The 17628-nt window shown below is 67.0% G+C and carries 10 protein-coding genes; 4 read left to right on the top strand and 6 right to left on the bottom strand.

Features of this window, described 5'->3' with window-relative positions; all coding sequences use genetic code 11:
• Positions 1-101: 101 nt before the first annotated feature.
• Together MUH00_RS06825 and MUH00_RS06820 are read left to right on the top strand one after the other, a co-directional pair.
• On the top strand, positions 102-2723 hold the full coding sequence (locus tag MUH00_RS06825; protein ID WP_247003304.1) for a glycosyl hydrolase: 2622 nt from the start codon (positions 102-104) through the stop codon (positions 2721-2723).
• A 250-nt stretch (positions 2724-2973) separates the two neighbouring features.
• Entirely contained in the window at positions 2974-4110 is a 1137-nt protein-coding gene (locus MUH00_RS06820) for a TrmB family transcriptional regulator (protein ID WP_247003302.1), read from the top strand.
• 12 nt (positions 4111-4122) lie between these two features.
• Here MUH00_RS06820 and MUH00_RS06815 read toward each other — a convergent pair whose 3' ends face one another.
• A complete protein-coding gene (locus MUH00_RS06815; protein ID WP_247003300.1) occupies positions 4123-7944 on the bottom strand; it encodes a glycosyl hydrolase in 3822 nt (1273 codons plus the stop codon).
• A gap of 294 nt (positions 7945-8238) precedes the next feature.
• Entirely contained in the window at positions 8239-10998 is a 2760-nt protein-coding gene (locus MUH00_RS06810; RefSeq protein ID WP_247003298.1) for a carbohydrate-binding protein, read from the bottom strand.
• A gap of 257 nt (positions 10999-11255) precedes the next feature.
• On the opposite strand from MUH00_RS06810, the gene MUH00_RS06805 reads away from it, so the two are divergent.
• Both MUH00_RS06805 and MUH00_RS06800 read left to right on the top strand, forming a co-directional pair.
• Complete coding sequence (locus tag MUH00_RS06805) at positions 11256-11495, top strand: hypothetical protein (RefSeq protein WP_247003296.1); 240 nt, start codon at positions 11256-11258, stop codon at positions 11493-11495.
• A gap of 305 nt (positions 11496-11800) precedes the next feature.
• Positions 11801-13213, top strand: a complete 1413-nt coding sequence (locus MUH00_RS06800; RefSeq protein ID WP_247003295.1) for a family 16 glycosylhydrolase — start codon at positions 11801-11803, stop codon at positions 13211-13213.
• 216 nt (positions 13214-13429) lie between these two features.
• On the opposite strand, the gene MUH00_RS22970 is transcribed toward MUH00_RS06800, so the two are convergent.
• The 4 genes from MUH00_RS22970 to MUH00_RS06785 are packed head-to-tail and all read right to left on the bottom strand — an operon-like array spanning position 13430 to position 17626.
• Complete coding sequence (locus MUH00_RS22970; RefSeq protein WP_321576093.1) at positions 13430-14512, bottom strand: oligopeptide/dipeptide ABC transporter ATP-binding protein; 1083 nt, start codon at positions 14510-14512, stop codon at positions 13430-13432.
• Entirely contained in the window at positions 14509-15567 is a 1059-nt protein-coding gene (locus MUH00_RS22965) for an ABC transporter ATP-binding protein (RefSeq protein WP_321576092.1), read from the bottom strand. Before MUH00_RS22965 ends, MUH00_RS22970 begins: the two co-directional genes overlap by 4 nt.
• Positions 15564-16601, bottom strand: a complete 1038-nt coding sequence (locus tag MUH00_RS06790; protein WP_247003293.1) for an ABC transporter permease — start codon at positions 16599-16601, stop codon at positions 15564-15566. Before MUH00_RS06790 ends, MUH00_RS22965 begins: the two co-directional genes overlap by 4 nt.
• Entirely contained in the window at positions 16601-17626 is a 1026-nt protein-coding gene (locus MUH00_RS06785; RefSeq protein ID WP_247003291.1) for an ABC transporter permease, read from the bottom strand. The genes MUH00_RS06790 and MUH00_RS06785 overlap by 1 nt, the downstream gene beginning before the upstream one ends.
• Between the last annotated feature and the right edge of the window lie 2 nt (positions 17627-17628).

Here is a 17628-nt window from a genome sequence, read left to right as displayed (position 1 = left end):
GCCACGGAGGCCCCGAACGTCACGAGCGGTACCGGACGAAGAGACCCGCCGACGGTGATCGCCGTCTCGGCGGACGCGCCGAGCGCTATCGGTAGATACGCATGAACGACGGACGACTTTCGGACGACGAGGGAATCGACAGCGAATCGCGCGCGAACGACGTCTCCCGCAGGGACTACTGTAAGCTGGTCAGCGCCGCCTCGGCGGTCGGGACGATCGGTGCGGTCGGCACCGCTAGTGCGAGCGACCACGTCCCGGTCGGCAACGGCAGTTACGCGACGGCGTTACCGTCGGGAGCGGAGGCGCCCCAGGACGCGATCTGGACCGGCGCGGAGTTCGGCGACGAACCGGTTCCGACCAACGACTGGTGGTCGAGCCTGGTCTGGAACGCGTTCTCGGAGAACATGTTCTCCCAGCCCCTGATGCTGCGGGCGGAGGCGGATGGCCTCCTCGTCAAGAACCCGACCGAGTGGATCGACGGTTCGACGACGGTGATGGACAACCGGGGCAGGGACCTGACGATCGGGCATACGAGCGCCGACGGCTTCGCCGACGCGCGTCTCGCCGACCACGGCGACTGGTCGGTCGACGCGATCTGGGGCGAGGGGACCGCGACGACGCTGCGCGCGACGTTCGCGCAGGGCTCGCCGTTCGTGTTCTGCGAGTACGAGGGCGGCGGCGCAGCGATCGCGTTCGACGACGCGCCGGAGGTCTGGGCCGACGAGGGGAACGTCCTCGGCGTCACGATCGACGCTCACCACTACGGACTGTTCGCTCCGTCAGGGACGAGTTGGTCGGGCGTCGGCACCGATACGCTCGTCAACGACCTCGGCGGCGCGGGGTACTGCTCGATCGCCGCCCTGCCCGAGACCGCCGCCCTCGACACGTTCGAGGAGTACGCGTACAACTTCGTCGTCGACACGACGGTCGACTGGGAGTACGACGAGGCGAACGCCGAGGTGCGCACCGCGTTCAGCTTCGAGACCGACGACAAACCCGAGAGCGCGGTCGCGGGAACGATCACCGCGTTGCACCCGCACCAGTGGAAACACAGCGACGACGAGACGCTGGAGGCGACGTACACGTCCCCGCGCGGGGAGATGCGCGCCGTCGCCGGGCCGTCGTTCTCGACGACCTACGACTACGGCGGCATGCTCCCGTTCCTGCCCGACGAGGGGAGCTACGACGCCGCCGAACTGCGGGGGTACATCCAGGAGATCGACACCGCGATCGAGGGACCCGACACGTACAACGTCGGCAAGGACTACGGCCGGTTGGTCGAGAGCAAGGCGCTGGCCGAGCAGTTCGACCTGCCCGACAAGCGCGACGCGATCGTCGGCTCGCTGCGGGACCACCTCGAGCGGTGGCTCCAGGCCGAGAGCGGCGCCGAGGAGCTGTTCTACTACGACGACAATTGGGGAACGCTGCTCGGCTATCCCGAGAGCCACGGCTCGGCGTCGTCGCTGTCCGATCACCACTTTCACTACGGCTACTACGTGCGCGCCGCCGCCGAGATCGCGCGCACGAACCCCGGGTGGGCCGCCGAGTCCGAGTGGGGCGGCATGGTCGAACACTTGATCCGCGACTACGCCAATCCGAGCCGCGGGGACGACATGTTCCCGTTCGCGCGGAACTTCAGCCCCTACTGCGGGCACTCCTGGGCGGAGGGCGGCGGCGCGAAGTTCGCCGACGGCAACAACCAGGAGTCCTCCTCGGAGGCGCTCAACGCGTACGCGGCGATCGTCGAGTGGAGCGAGTACACCGGAAACGAGGAGCTGCGCGATTTCGGCGTCTACCTGTACACGACCGAACTCCACGCCGTCCACGAGTACTGGTTCGACGCCGACGGCACGAACCACCCCGACTCGTGGGACTACGACACCGCCGGCATGGTGTGGGGCAACGGCTACGCCTACGCCACCTGGTGGACCGCGGACGAGGAGGCCATCCACGGGATCAACTGGCTGCCGTTCGCCGGCTACTCCCTGCACCTCGGCTGGGACGACGCGGCCCCCGCGGCGAACTATGACGAACTCGTCGCGAACAAGGGGACCGACGAGTTCGACTACTGGCCGGACCTCATGTGGATGTACCGCGCGTTCTCGGACGGACAGGACGCCGTCGACAAGTTCGAGGCCCGAAAGGGCAGTTACGAGGTCGAACCCGGCCACACGCGCGCCCAGACCTACCACTGGATCTACAACCTCCACGAGATGGGCGCGCCGGACGGTACCGTCACCGCGGACACGCCGTTTTACCAGGTATTCAGCGACGGGACGCAGCGGACCTACGTCGCCTACAACGCCGGCGACTCGGGGACGACCGTGACGTTCTCCGACGGCGCGGAGCTGTACGTCCCCGCGAACTCGATGGCGACGTCCACCGGCGAGGACGACGGAGACGATGGCGACGACGGAGATGACGGCAACAACGGCGACGGGAACACCTACTCCGGCGACGCCGGCGACGGCTGGACCGCGACCGTCGTCGATGACGGAGACACCAGCCACTGGGAGTTCGATCCGAACAACGCCGCCGACTGGGCCGACGTGCAGTTCGACGACGGCGGCGGTTGGATCGGCTACCGCATGGAGCCCGACGGAGGCACCCACCTTCACACTCGCGACGCCGCCGGCGACGGCTCCTCGATCGACGTCCGGTTCGTCTGGGACGACGGCGGCGGCACCCAGTACGTCTCCGACGCGTTCACCCACCAGTACTGACCCCGGCGGAACGATCGGACTCGGGTCCGCGTCGTCCCCCGTCGATTCCGGCGGCGATCGGGACGACGCGATCGGCTCCGCCGGTTCCGCGTCGATGCCTCTCTCGGGGTGAGACGCGACGGATCGAGTCCGCTCGCAACACGCCGCGCGCTCGATCATCCCCGGGCACGAACGGTGTCGCCCGCGAAGCCGCCGGTTCGCCGTCCGAATTTGCAAAAGACTGATTAGTAGGTGCTCCAGTGGTGAGGGCATGGACAGGGACCGTCTCCAAGACGCGCTCCAGGACGCGGGGTTGACCGCGTACCAGGCCGACGCCTACATCACGCTACTCGAGCAGGGAATGACGCCGGCCGTGGAAGTCGCAAACCAGTGTTCCGTCCCGGTGTCCCAGATCTACGACACCCTCCGCGCGCTCGAGCGGATGGATTACGTCGAGACGTTCGACCAGGACACGCTCCACGCCCGCCCCAAGGAGCCGATCAAAGTGCTCAGCCAGCTGCGATCGCGGGGGACGCTGATGAACAGGGCCGCGGACGCGGTCGAGGACCGATGGGAGCAGCCGGCGGTCAACGACCACACGGTCAGCGTCGTCAAGCACGAGGAGACGGTCGTCGATCGGGCGCGCGACTTGATCCGGGACGCGGAGAGCTTCATCGAGCTGTCCGCGACCGTCGACCAATTCCGCGCCCTGACGAACGCCCTGCAGGAGGCCTGCGATCGCGGCGTCGTCACGAACGTGGCCGTCTACGGCGACGATCTGACGGACGAGCTCGCGGACATCGATCTCGACGAAACGGTGACGGAGCTTCGCGCCTGCCGAATCCCTGGCCCGTTCCTGCTCATCGCGGACCGAACACAGACGTGTTTCACGCCGAACGACTGGGCCAACAGGCCGTTCGGCGTCCTGATCGACGACTACATCCTCTCGTTTATCTTCCACTGGTACTTTCAGACGGGCGTGTGGGCCCTCTGGGAGACCGTCTACGAGGACACCGATCCGCCGTGCGTCTACATGACTCTCGAGGAGTTCGTCCGCGACGTGGCGCCGCTGTGGGCGGACGGCGCGAACGTCGCGGTGACGATCGAGGGCACGTGGGTCGACACGAACGACCCCTGCGAGATCACCGGGATCGTCACCGACATCGCGTACCCGGGCGTCTACCGCGTCGACGGCCGTCCGTCGTTCGAGGAGCTGGCCGGGTTCCTGCAACTCGAGGTCGTCGCCGAGGACGATCGATACAGCGTCGGCGGCTGGGGCGCCGTCTACGAGGACGTCGAGGCGGTTCGGATCTCCCTCGAGGCCATCGAGTTCGACGAGCCGACGAGTGCGAGCGGCGTCGACGCCGACGACGCGCCGATCGCCGAGCGCGCATCGGAGGACGACTGATCGAAGGCGTTCTCACTCTAGGCGCAATTCGTCGAAGTTCCAAGAGTTGGATTCCGAAACCACCCGGATGGTGCTGCCGGCGTCGACCGTCACGTCGGTCGCCGCGGTCACGGTGGTCCAGTCGTGCCAGCCGCCCGTGTTAGGTACATCGACGGTGCCCGAGACGTTCTGACCGTCGACCTCGACGCGGAACGCCGTCCCGTCGTACGGCGAGGACACCCGCGCGGTCAGGTCGACGGAGCCGCCGGTGTCGATGGGGGCGTCGTACTCCCACCAGTCGCCGGCGTCGATCCAACCGATCGACTGGCCGCCCTCGCCGTTGTCCTCGGTGTCGAAGTCGCCCTCGGCGTCGTCGTAGTCGACCGACGAGACCGATTGGGGTAGCTCCGGCTCGCCGTCACCGTCGTTGCTGTCGTCCCCGCTCCCGTCGGGGTCGACGACCTCGATGGCCGCGACGTGCGCCTGGTCCTGCACCGCCTCGAAGAACAGGTTCAGTTCGCCGCCGGTGACGTCGACGGAGAACGTCTCCCGGACCGCCGTGAGACCGTCGCCGGCCTCGGCGACGATGTCATACTCTGTGATTCGCTCGGTCCCCTCGGCGTGGACGCTCTGTAGCCGATCGCCCGCCTCGGAGAACCACAGCTCGGCGAAGTGGATCGTCACCTCGTAGCTGCCGTCCTCGACGGGGATGGCGTACTCGAACTCGCCCTCGCGGACGCTTTGATAGATCGGATCGTCGTCCGTGCCGGCGATCTCGTCGCCGACGGTGAGTTCGCCGCCGCTGCTGTTGTACTGGTCGGCGAGGAACTCCGTGCCGTCGCTCGTCGCGTAGGCGTCGCCGGCGCAGTTGATCGCCGTCACGACGTCGCCGCCGGAGCCGCCGTCGTCCCGATCGGTGCTCGGCCTGACCGCGTTGGAGGCGGCTGACTCGTTGCCCGCGCCGTCCTGTGCGGTCACGTAGATTTCGTACTCCGTGTCCGCGTCCAGGCCGGTCAGGGTGGCGCTCGTCGTGCCGGCGCCGGTCGTCTGCTCGATCGAGCCGTCGACGTAGACGGCGTAGTTCAGCAGGCCGGAACCGCCGGCGTCCGAGGCGGCATTCCACTCGATCGAAATCGACGTTTCGGTCGTCCCGGTCGTCGTCAGGTTCGACGGGGCGGTGGGCGGGGTCGTGTCTCCGCTACCGCCGTCGCCGTCGGACGTTGCCATCGCGTTCGCCGGCACGCTTATCGAGGCGCCGTCGCTGAACGACACCGTGACGGGCGAGTCGCTCGCGTTGTAGGCGACGTAGGTCCGCTCGCCGCCGTCCTCGAACACCTGGTAGAACGGCGCGTCCGCGACGACCGTGTGGTCGGGCGTCCCCACGCCGTTCATGGCGTGGGCGAATTGGTAGACGAACGCCGAGGAGTTCCCCTCGGGCGCCATGGGCAGTTCGCTGTCGAGCAGGTCGATCGCGCCGGCCGGGTCGAACATGGACCGGTAGACGACGGCGGCCTGCTGCCAGCCGTCCATGAAGTCCCGCTCGGGGTCCGGGATGTCGATGTGGTCGTACCCGTCAGCCAGGTGCGCCCGCGCATCGACCAGGTTGTCCCAGTTCGTCTGCGCGTACTCCTGGTTCATCCCGAGGAAGAACGAGTGACCCCCCGTCGGGATCCAGTTGATGCCGTACAGTTCGATGGCGTCGGCGATGTCCCAGTAGACGTGGCGCCAGTAGCCGACGTCCCAGGCCATCGGACTGTAGTCGAGTTGGCCGCCGGGCAGCGCCATCCGCCACCCGGGCGGCTCGACGTCGATCGCCAGGTCGTCCGGGACGGAGTCGTCGTCCTCGTCGAACCAGTACTCCCACATGGCGTGAATCTCGTGGGTATAGAGGTAAATTCCGGCGTCGCGCAGCTCCTCGTTGCCGGTGATCTCACCCCAGCGGATCATCGCCGCGTAGGACGCGACCGCTTCGGAGGCCGATTCCTGGTTGGCGCCCCAGTCGTTACCCTGGATGCCGCCCGCGTAGGAGTGGCCGATGTACGGACTGAACGTCCGCAGGAACGGGAACGCGTCCTTGGGGTTCGTGGCGGGATCCTGCGGCGCGGACTTGTCCGGGCGCTCCCAGTTGGCGTACTCGCGGATCATCAGCTCGACGATCCCGCCGTACTGGTCCTCCTGGGCCCACTGAGGGTTCTGTCGAGCGATTTCGCTAGCGACGTAGATGAAGTAGCCGAACTGTAGGTGGTGGTCGTTGATAGCCTCGACGGCGCCGAACTCGCCGCCGGGATAGGTCTGGAAGATACCCAGATCGTCGTGGTAGTACGTGACCTCCTGACCGTCTTCGGTCGCGTACGTCTCGCCGCCGACCTCCCACTCGTTCGTCTCCACGTCGAAGAAACACTCCAGTCGCTTCTGAACGGCGTCCCGGAAGAACTGCGTGGCGTCGTCGCGGCCGAGCTGCTCGGCGATCGGAATCGCCGCGGCGTTGCGCATCAGGTCCTTTCCGGCCCAGTAGGCTTCGTTCGGCACGCCCTGTGCCTCGTAGGGGTCGTAGTCGTTGACCAGGTTCTCGACGTACTGTTCGAGCTGGGCGTCGTCGCCCGTGCCCGCGTCGGGCATGAACGGGAGGATGCCGGGATACCGCAGCGTCGTCCGGAACGAGTCACCGGCGAACACCTTCATCGTCCCTTTCGGCGACCAGAACTCGATGTCGGTCAGCGGAGCGTCGGAGTGCTTCCACTGGTGGGGAAACAGGCCGGCCAGCGTCCCGCTGGCAGCGCTCTCGGGACGTTCCTCGATGTCGAACGCGAACGTCGTCTCGACTTCGGAGACCGGCTCGCCGCTGGCGTCGGTCTCGCGGTACTCCCAGTCGACCGTCGTGTCCCGAACGACGTTGTAGGCGTAGTCGCCGAACTCGTCCAGCGTCGCCGGGTCGTCGTCGGGGAGGACGGCCACGGTCAGGTAGTCCTGTCCACCGAGCTGCGAGGAGACGGTCGCCGTCCCGACGCCGTCCCAGGTCGCGCCCTCAGGCGCGTACAGCCCGAAGTGCTGGATCGACTTCGGCTGGTCGACGAGTTCGTCGTTGTCCTCGTCGGGGTACAGGGTCACGCCGAGAACGTTCCCCCGATCGGCGAAGACGTCGATCCGACCCTCCTCCAGCGGATCGGCGTCGTCGCCGCCCTCGCCGTCGTCCTGATAGTACTCGTACAGCTCGATTTCGGCGCCGCCGCCCTCGTACTCGACGAAGATGAACGGCGAGCCCCGCACCATCGTCACGTCCATGCTGGTCGCGGTTCCGTCGCCCCAGCGGGCGCGGACGTTCCAGTCGCCGTAGCCGTCGACGCGGACGTCCTCGTAGGTGGAGACGGCCGTGTGGCCGACGAACAGCCGCGGGATCACGTCGTCGTCCATCTTGGCGAGCTTCGAGGTCTCCAGGCGCTGGTCCAGGTACTCGCCCTTCCACGTGTCCGGAATCTGGACCGAAAGCCCGATGTCCGACGGAAATCCGTAGTACGGCAGTGCGACGGTCGCGCCGTTGGAGTGGCTGTACGTGTACTCGTCGTAGGGGTTGTACCCGAGGTGGAGGCCGCTCCACCAGTCGTTCGACGGCAGCGGGGGGCCCTCGGCGTCCGTCGTGAAGACGTCCGCCGCGGTCATCGGCTCCGCGTAGTCGTAGCCGCTCGGGATCTCGGTCGTGTAACTCCCCTCGCCGACCGACACGATCGTCGAGTCGTCGACGGCCGCCGACGCGGCGTCGACGCTCGCACCGATCGCGGTCGCCGCAGCGATGCCCTGTAAGTACGTCCGCCGTGGAAGGCCGAACGCGTCGTCGTCAGTGTCGTTGTCGCGTGTCATTGGTAGTGCGGATACCGGTATCCGGAGGGGTCGTCACGCTCCGTTCTCCGCGCCGTCGAGGTTCCCACGGAACGATGGACGCCGATCGTCGGCCGCCCGACGCGGTCAGCTCACTTCCCCTTCGGATTCCGGCATCTAGTATTAAGCTCGAATCCGAAGTAATAATTATTGTGGTATGGCATCACGGGGCAAAGTCGTCCGTTCGGTTCGAGGCGACGGCGTCGAGATCGGCGGCGATTCGGGAGCCGGAATCCGACGGCGGCTGGCGAGCGCAACCGGTATCGCGGGCGGAAGCTACCGCAACTCGAGGCGGTTGACGTTCCAGGAGCCGGTCTCGGCGACGACGCGGATCGTGCTGTCGGGACCGATCGCGACGTCAGCGGCGGCGGTGACGTCGGTCCAGTCGTGCCAGCCGCCGGTGTTAGGCACGTCGACGGTGCCCGAGACGTCCTGGCCGTCGACCGTCACGTGAAACGCCGTGTCGTCGTACGGCGACGACACGTTCACCACGACGTCGGCGGCGACGTCGCCGTCGATCGCCGGCTCGTACTCCCACCAGTTACCGCCGTCGATCCAGCCGATCGATTCGCCGCCTTCGCCGTTCCCCTCGATCTCGTAGTCGCCCGTCGAATCGGCGTAGTCCACCGCGTCGATCGTCACCGGAAGGCCGGGCTGGTTCTCGTCATCGTCCGACCCGTCGTCGACGAGCAACCCGCCGTCGACTCGCGGATCCGCCACGGCCTCGGGCGGTGCGGTCTCCTCGTAGTACAGGGCGGCGCCGTCGAGCGAGAGGTCCTGATCCATGCCGTCTCCCGGATCGAGTCGGACCGTCTCGTCGGCGTCGATGTCCCACAGATCGACGGTCACGTCGCCACCGAAGATGTCGTCGCCGCTTACGTACACGTCGGTGTTCGCGTTGTCGAAGTCGCACCCACTGACGTCGGTTCGCCCCGGATTCAGCGCTCCGATCCCGTCCTCGAACCCTTCGATCGAGGTGTCTTCGACGACGAGGTGGTTCATGCGCATGTTGTGGCTGATGCCGACGCCCCGCCCGTCGCCGATCAGCCGCGAGTTCGTCACCGTCGCGTACCCGGAGTAGCGGAGGGCGATGCCGAGATCGACCCCGCGGACGCCGCCGAATCCCTCGACGCTCGCGTGCGGGAGTTCGTCCTCGCCGTCCCGTCCTCGGAGGTTCCAGCCGGTGAAATTCTCGATGCGGGCGTAGTACTCGGTTTCGCCTTCGATTTCCCCGTCGTACGCGCCTCGCATGACGTTCATGACGTCGATGCCGGCGCCCGAGGCGAAGGCGACGTTGTCGACGTTCCGGAACGGGATCGACCCCTCGTCGACGTAGACGGTGCCGTCGTCGGCCTCGTAGGTGGCATGGGCGAACTCGGCGACGCTGGGGCCGCCGGTGCCGGGCGCGACGTTGTGCTCCTCGGAGGGCTTGTCGTCGGCGTACGACGCGGGGACGTTCGGAACGTTGCCGCGGTGGCGGCCGAGATCCGCCTCGGTCATCTCGTCGAACGGCGCGTTCTGCTCGCGAGGGTCGTCGAAGGGGAGCGCGTCGGGGACGTAGTCCCCGAGCGCCCGCGTCCAGTAGGCGAACGCGAAATTCCGGTGGCCCGCGGCGACGTTGTTCTCGACGGAGACGAGCGGCCCGTGCAGCCAGAAGCCGTGGCCGCCGTGACCGTAATCGTCGATGTTGCGCTCGTGGTTGAAGTTCTCGATGAACTCCCGCCAGTCGGGATCGTCGCCGCTGCCCGCCGAACGGAGCGCGAAGTTGTTCCGGAAGTGTCCGATCTCGATGCCGGTCTCGGTCATAAAGCCCGTCCCGACGACCTTGTAGCTGATGCAGTCCTCGATCGCGGCGTAGCTCTGGTGGTTCGTGAACCCCCACCCCGGGCTGCCCGTCCACCCGTTGCCGTCGGTCCGGGGCGCGACCACGCAGCCGGTGACGTCGTGGGGATCGAGGTCGTAGTCGGCCCCCGTTCTGTGGAAGTGCAGCGAGTACCGGGATTTGACGTTCTCGGTGGGGTCCAGTTCGAGCTCGGAGCCGCCGTACAGGGGATCGGAGAACCGCCGCGTCTTGTCGGTTCGGCCGAGGTCGTAGAATCCGGCGTGGCGGATCGTGGACCCCGGCGACATCACCATCACGTGTCCGCGACGCTTGATTTCGGTGGTTTCCGATCGGAGCCGGACGGACCGATCCAGGTTCAGGACGTACGAGTCCAGGTCGTACCCGGACGGCGGGGCGTGATCGTGTACCAGGGTCTCCTCGATGGCGACCGTCGAGCCGCTGACGCTCGCGACGGTCACTTCCTCGTCCTGGTTCTCCCGCGCCGAGACGCCGGGGACGACCAGCGCGTCGCCGGGCCGCCAGTTCGTCGGCGACGTCTCGAGTTCGAGGTGGCCGTCTCCCGCACGGGGGTGCGTGGCGAGAGTCGTGTGGGCCGTCTTCGCCGCGCCGACGATCTCGAGGTCGCCGCCCGCCAGCAGTCCCCGGCTCACGCGATCGGGGTCCCAGCCCTCGTCGATCGCCCCGCGATCCGCGAACGTCACCGTCGCGGTGGCGTTCGGGCCCACCGGGTCGGCCGCCGTGCCGATCTCGACGGTACTTTCCGCTGTCGAGACGATCGTGCCCGCGCGGAGGTGGGAGTCCGCGGCCGGGTCGACGCGGTACGTGCCGTCCACCCGGAGCCAGTGGAGCCGCGCAGTTTCGCCGCCCAGCGTCACCGTGACGCCCGACGGAATCGCCACCCTGGCGTCGTCGTCAGGGACGCCGTCGTTCCAGGTCGTCGGATCGTTCCACCGCCCGTCGCCGACGGCCGTGTGCGTCGGCTGTTCGATCGCCGAATCGCCGTCGACGAGGTCGAGTGCCGGCGACTCGCCGTCCGGAGCCGCGGCCGCCGTCCCCGTCGCCCCGCCGGCAACGAGGCCGGCAGTCCCGACGCCGACCATCTCGAGGAACCACCGTCGGTCGTAGCTATCGCTGCCCGTTTCGTCGGGGGATGATCGATACCGCTCGTCCGTCCTGCAGGAGTCGTCCGTCATTGTGTTCACCTAGAGTACCGGTCCGGCGACGGTCGTATGCGAAGACTCGTCTGCACTCACCGCTCCTGACCGGCTTCCACAATACTGTGTGTCGAACGAATATAATTCATTTTATCATAAATACTATCTGTAGTGGGGTGGTGAAGAAACCGTCCTCGCTTCGTGTCGAATGGTATCATCCGCGAGCGGCCGCTCGGAATCCGCGCCGACCGTAACGATCGGTAGACTCAAGTACCAACGCTCGATCAGTTCCGCCGATGGCCGACGACTTCGCGGATCGGTTCTGGAAGACGATGTGTGAGTACCGCGCCGCCGTCGCGCTGTTGCTTGGCCTCGAAGCCGTCCTGCTCGTCCTCTTGTTCCTGGCGCTGTGGCTGCAACCCGACGGGGTCGGAACGAGGGTCGTACTCGTCGCCGATTTCGCGTTCATCGGGACGGGATTCCTCGCTGCGAGTTACGTGCTGTACCGCTGTCGGCAGTACCGTCGGCTCGATTGAGTACTCGTCGATCACCGGTCGTCGGCCGGTCTCGATCGGTCGGTCGCGGGCCACGGGCGACCGATCGTCGACGCAGCGGTCGAGGCGTTCGAGCGACACGCGTTCGACGCGGATCGTGAGACGTGAGTCTCGGTTTACATAACATTCGTTTCAGATGCTGAGACTTAATATCATGGATGATGATGTGTTGATCGTGCCATTCGGTAGCAGAAGCCGGTGACGCGTAGCCCGGACCGACGGTTCGTCCGGAGACGCGACGACGTGGCACGCGAAGAGCCACCAGCGGATCCAACGATCGAGAGACGATGACAGACAAGCAGCAATCGGAACGGACAACAGACGAATCGAGCGGAGAGAACGTACTGCGAAGGCGATTTATGGGGGCGGCAGCGGTCGCCGCGTCCGGCGTTGGCCTCGCGAGTTCGGCCACGAGCGCGGCGGCGTGCGGCGGCTCGTCCGGTCAACAGCCCTACGGCGGATCGGCCTGGACCGTCCCCGGCCGCGTCGAGGCCGAGGACTACGACGTCGGCGGTGAAGGCATCGCCTATCACGACGCCACCGCGGGGAACGCCGGCGGCGCGTACCGCGACGACGACGTCGACATCGAATCCGCGACCGAAGGCGGGTACAACGTCGGCTGGATCGAGGCCGGCGAGTGGCTGGAGTACACTGTCGACGTCCAGCGCGATGACACCTATGACCTGGAGCTCCGGGTCGCCTCCGCCGCGAGCGGGGGTCAGTTCCGGGTCGAAATCGACGGCACCGACGTCACCGGCCCGATCGGCTTCGGCGGAACCGGCGACTGGCAGAACTGGACGACCGTCTCCGCCGGCACGGTCGACCTAACCGCCGGCCAGCACGCCGTCTGCGTCCACGCGGAGACCGGCGATTGGAACCTCAACTACTTCGAGTTGCGCGCCTCGGACGACGACGGCGGCGAAACGTATCCCGACGACCCGGGGAACCTCGACGGCCGATCGTGGAACCAGTTCTTCGCCGACCACTTCGACGGCGACTCGCTCGACACGACCGTCTGGGAGGACCAGGAGGGCAACGGCCACGACTACGGCATCCCCGGCTGGGGGAACGGCGAGGAGCAGTACTACAGCGCCGACAACCGGTGGGTCGAGAACAGCAACCTGGTCGTCGAGATCCGCGAGGAGCAGGTCTCCGACGAACACGGTACGTACGACTACACCTCCGGGAAGCTGGTGACCGAGGGCAACCTGGAGTTCCAGTACGGCCGCGTCGACTTCCGATCGAAACTCGTCCAGGATCAGGGGATGTGGCCGGCCCACTGGATGCTGCCGGCCGGCGACACGGCCTGGCCCGACGACGGCGAGATCGACATCATGGAGCTGGTCGGGAACGAGCCTGACGCGGTCCACGGCACCGTCCACGGCCCCGGCTACTCCGGCGGCGGCTCCATCGGCGGCGGCTACCACCTCGATACCGGCGTCTTCGCCGACGACTACCACGTGTTCTCCGTGGTGTGGGACCCCGGGGTGATCAAGTGGTACGTCGACGGCGAGCACTTCTTCACGGTCACTCGCGAGGACGTCGAGAGCCAGGGCCACCAGTGGGTGTTCGATGACGGCCCGTTCTGGCTGCTCCTCAACTGCGCCGTCGGCGGCGAGTGGCCCGGCCCGCCCGACGCGACGACGACCTTCCCCCAGCGGATGGAGATCGACTACGTCCGACTGTTCCAGGAAGCCTGAGGGCGACTCGAGACGATCGCCGGCGCCGCGATCGCCGGTGGGAGTACCCTCTTATTCAGCGTCGTCGTCCGGCGTCTCACCGCTTCTCGGCGTCTCGCTCTCGTCATCCCGAGTACCGACCTCGGTTGCTGACGCCGGCTGCTCGAGATCGCGATCGCTCGCGCCGACTCTCGGCCGGAACACGCATCGCAAAAACCGTCGAAGGCGATCGACGCGCTACTCGTCCGCATCCAGGCTGGCGCCCTCGAGCGGCTCGCTGCGCCAGTAGTCGCTGCTCTCGTCCAGGCGGAAGCAGGACGCCCGGTGCGTGCCCGCGCCGATCGAGCGCCGATCGGGCGTCGCCTCGCGGCAGTGCTCGGTCGCGTAGGGACACCGCGTGTGGAACCGACAGCCCGACGGCGGGTCGACCGGGTCGGGGATGTCGATCTCCCGGACCGGCGGTTCCGCCGCGCCCTCGTCCGGGCTGAGCGATGGCGTGGCCCACTTCAACACCTTCGTATAGGGGTGTTGCGGGTTCCGAAGAACCTCCTCCGCGGTGCCGAGTTCGACGAGTTCGCCGAGGTACATCACGCCGAGTCGACCGCCGGCGTGCTCGGCCAGGTAGCGCGCGTTCGAGAGGTCGTGCGAGATGAAGAGGAAGGACGTGTCGAACTGCTCTTGTAAGTCGAGCATGAGGTCCATCACCTCGACGCGCAGCGAGACGTCGAGCGCGCTGACGGCCTCGTCGGCCAGGATGAGATCGGGGTTCATCAGTAGCGCTCGGACCAGCGCGACCCGCTGTTTCTCGCCGCCGGACAGCTGGTGGGGGTACCGCCGGGCGTAGTCGTGCGGCGGCGTCATGCCGACGCGCTCGAGCATCGCGAGGATCCGCGCCTCGCGGTCCTCGGGTCCGAGATCGGTCTGGTACTTCTTCAGCGGTTCGGCGAGCGACGCCTCCACGGTCCGGTGCGGGTTCAGCGACGAGCCGGGGTCCTGGTGGATGATCTGGAGCGATCGCCGGATGTCGTCGTACGGAATCGACGGCTTCGAGAACCGCTTTTTCGCCTTCCAGACGTCCTGTTCCCGGTATTTGACGGTGCCGCCGGTCGGCCGCTGCAGGCCGACGGCCGCCTTGCCCAGCGTGGTCTTTCCGCTGCCGGACTCGCCGACGATCGCGACGACGTCGTTCTCGGGGATCTCGAGGTCGACGCCGTCGACCGCCTGCACCGTCTGCGGGTCCGCGAAGGGGTTGAGGCCGCCCTCTTTCTCGAAGTGGACGTCGACGCCCTCCATCGAGACGACGGGCTCGTCGGCGCTCATCGCCCCACCTCCGTGGTCAGTTCGATTTCGTCGTCGACGCGATCCCAGTGGTGGCAGGCGACGTCGTGGGTCTCGCTGACCGGTTCCATCGCGGGCTTAACCGTCGCACAGTCGCCGGTCGCCAGGGGGCACCGCTCGTGGTACGGACAGCCCGACGGAACGTTGACGGGGTCGGGCGCCGAGCCTTCGATCGGCCGCATCTCCTCGAGGGGCGACTCGATGTCGGGCGTCGAGTTCAGCAGCGCTCGCGTGTAGGGATGTTTCGGGGACCGGAGGATCTCCTTGGTCCGGCCGACCTCCGCGAGTTCGAACGCGTAGAGGACGCCGATGCGGTCCGCGAGTTTCGTCACCAGCGGCAGGTCGTGCGTGATGAACACCATCGTCAGGTCGTACTTGTCCCGGAGGTCCGACAGCAGGCTGACGATCGAGCGCTGCATCAGCAGGTCGAGCGCGGCGGTCGGCTCGTCCATGACGAGCACCTCCGGTTCGAGGACGAGCGAGAGCGCGATGAGCGCGCGCTGTTTCATCCCGCCGGAGAGTTCGTGCGGGTACGAACCGAGCACCCGATCGGGATCGAGGTACAGGTCCGAGAGGAGTTCGCGGGTGCGTTCCATCCCCGTCGTAACGTCGTAGCCGTGCGCTTCGAGCGTCTCCACGAAGTGTCCGCGGATCTTCAGCGTCGGGTTGAACGACGAGAGGGCACCCTGGAATACCATCGAGATCTCCTCCCAGCGAAGCTGTCGGAGTCGATCGTCCGTGAGATCGAGGACGTCGATCGGCTCGCCGTCCGACGGCCGGTAGGTGACCGTCCCCGACGTGATGCCGGGTTCGACGACGGCGTCCAGCAGCGCGGACGCGAACATCGACTTTCCGGAGCCGGATTCGCCGACGACGCCGATGATCTCGTTGCGCTCGATGTCGATGTCCATCCCGTTGAGAACCGTCGACGTCCCGCGATCCATGTGGAACTCGACGGAGAGGTCCCGACAGCTGAGGACGTGATCGGACCGCGGATCGGTCGCCGCGGCGGCCGCGGCGCCGGAGTGGCCGCTCATCGGATCCCACCCCCGGTCGTCGCGACGTCTCCGTCGGTCGGTTCGTCGCCCGAATCGGTCGTCGAAGAGTGTCGGGCACGGACGCGCGGATTGAACATTCGATCGGTGCCCTGCGAGAACAGGATCAGCCCGAACGACAGGAGCGTGATCGTCGCCAGCGGCGCGATCAGCCAGTGGGCCAGCGAGACGACGTGCATCGCGCCGCCGCTGACCGACTGATCGATCATGACGCCCCAGTTGACGACGCTGTCGTAGGGCAACACGCCCAGGAAGTACAGTCCGACCGATGCGAAGATGACCTGTCTCGCGGCGTTAACGAACGTGATCAGTACGTACGGCATGATGTTTGGAAGGATGTCTTTGACGATGATCCCCGGCGTCGAGAGTCCCATCGCCTGGGACGCCTCGACGTAGGAGTGGCGGCTGATCGAGAGGACCTGCGATCGGATCTCCCTGGCGAGGCCGGCCCAGACGTTGACCGTCAGGATGAGGCCCGTCACGATCGGGTTCTGGGGCGCGAGCAGCGCGGCCAGGATGACGATCAGCGGGAGTCCCGGGATGGTCATCACGATGTCCGTGAGCAGCGAGAGGATCCGGTCGGTCCGGCCGCCGGCGTACCCCGAGACCGTGCCGACGGTGACGCCCATGACCGTCACGAACAGGCCGCCGGCCATGATCATCTGCAGCATCGACGGCGTCGCGTGGATCAGCTGAGCGAGGATGTCGCGGCCGAGGTTGTCGGTGCCGAGGGGGTAGGCCAGCCCCTCCGCGAGCGGCGCGAGCGATCGCGGCCCCTGGTTGGTCCGCGGTTCCGTGTAGAGTCGCGGACCGAGCAGACCGACGGCCACGTACAGCAGGATGATCGCCGCGCCGACGCGAGCGCGGCGCTCGCTCCAGACGATCCGGCCGGGGGCGAGGACCCACCGATCGAACAGTCGCCGGTATCGCTCCTTTCGGGTCAGCGTCCTGTCGGAGACGGCTTCGAACGCGTCGCTCCCGTCGATCGCGTGCAGCGGTTCCGTTCGCTCGCTCATCAGTGCTCACCCCCTCGCGTCTGCGCCCGCGGATCGATCAGCCCGTACGTGAGGTCGGCGACGTAGACGCCGATCACGACCGCGACGGTCATCACGAGGAAGACGCCCATCATGAGCGGGTAGTCGCGGGCCTCCAGCCCCTCGATCATGTAGTAGCCGACGCCGGGGTACGTGAACACCTGCTCGAGGATGACGCTGCCGCCGAGCGCGAAGCCGATCGCGATCAGCAGCGCCGTGTACAGCGGCAGCACCGCGTTTCGACCCACGTACCGCGTCGCGATCCGCCGCTCCGAGAGCCCGCGGAGGCGCGCGACCCGCAGGTAGTCCTCGCCGAGCACCTGGATGCTGTTGCCCCGCATTCGCAGGGCCCACCCGCCGGCCGCGACGATCGCGTACGACAGGATCAACAGCGCCGCGTGCCAGAGCGCGTCACCGAGGAACGCGAGGGTCTCGACCGGCGCCAGTAGCTCCACCGTTCGGTCCATCTCGGTCGAGTGCCGTCCGCCGGTGGGGAACAGTTCGAACCGGTGGCCGAGAAACCAGATCAGCAGGATGCCGACGACGTAGTTCGGGATCGAGTTGCACAGGATCGAGAGCACGGAGAATCCGTTGTCGAAGGAACTCCCCTCCTTGTACGCCATCAGGGCGCCGAGCGAGATGCCGATCGCGAAGGAGAGCAACAGCGCGATCGACATCGTGAAGATCGTCCAGGGGAGCGCCTCCGCGATGATCTCGGACACCGGAACGCCCTCGTTGATCGACTCGCCGAGGTCGCCCCGAAGCAGCCCCGTCACGTAGTTCACGTACTGTTCGTGTAGCGGCGCGTCCGGGATCACGTTGAGTTTGCGTTCGACGCGGTGGTCGATCTCGGCCTGGGACAGCTGAGGATTGTTCTGAATGAGCTCCGCGCGATAGGCGTCAGCGGGGTTGCCGGGCATCAACCGAATGAGAAAAAAGGCGAGGCTCATCACCGAAACCACCGTGACGATCGCCTGTAGCGTGCGTTCGATGTAGTATCGTTGCATGT

It is taken from the genome of Halosolutus gelatinilyticus (assembly GCF_023028105.1).
In the GTDB taxonomy this organism is placed as follows: domain Archaea; phylum Halobacteriota; class Halobacteria; order Halobacteriales; family Natrialbaceae; genus Halosolutus; species Halosolutus gelatinilyticus.
Note: the sequence above shows the minus strand (reverse complement) of the source record. Positions and strands in the feature narration are given on the sequence as shown.

What these genes read in the sequence shown, in the direction of transcription:
- MUH00_RS06825 (WP_247003304.1), top strand. Translation starts at nt 102, where the DNA reads ATGAACGACGGACGACTTTCGGACGACGAGGGAATCGACAGCGAATCG.
- MUH00_RS06820 (WP_247003302.1), top strand. Translation starts at nt 2,974, where the DNA reads ATGGACAGGGACCGTCTCCAAGACGCGCTCCAGGACGCGGGGTTGACC.
- MUH00_RS06815 (WP_247003300.1), bottom strand. Translation starts at nt 7,944, where the DNA reads ATGACACGCGACAACGACACTGACGACGACGCGTTCGGCCTTCCACGG.
- MUH00_RS06810 (WP_247003298.1), bottom strand. Translation starts at nt 10,998, where the DNA reads ATGACGGACGACTCCTGCAGGACGGACGAGCGGTATCGATCATCCCCC.
- MUH00_RS06805 (WP_247003296.1), top strand. Translation starts at nt 11,256, where the DNA reads ATGGCCGACGACTTCGCGGATCGGTTCTGGAAGACGATGTGTGAGTAC.
- MUH00_RS06800 (WP_247003295.1), top strand. Translation starts at nt 11,801, where the DNA reads ATGACAGACAAGCAGCAATCGGAACGGACAACAGACGAATCGAGCGGA.
- MUH00_RS22970 (WP_321576093.1), bottom strand. Translation starts at nt 14,512, where the DNA reads ATGAGCGCCGACGAGCCCGTCGTCTCGATGGAGGGCGTCGACGTCCAC.
- MUH00_RS22965 (WP_321576092.1), bottom strand. Translation starts at nt 15,567, where the DNA reads ATGAGCGGCCACTCCGGCGCCGCGGCCGCCGCGGCGACCGATCCGCGG.
- MUH00_RS06790 (WP_247003293.1), bottom strand. Translation starts at nt 16,601, where the DNA reads ATGAGCGAGCGAACGGAACCGCTGCACGCGATCGACGGGAGCGACGCG.
- MUH00_RS06785 (WP_247003291.1), bottom strand. Translation starts at nt 17,626, where the DNA reads ATGCAACGATACTACATCGAACGCACGCTACAGGCGATCGTCACGGTG.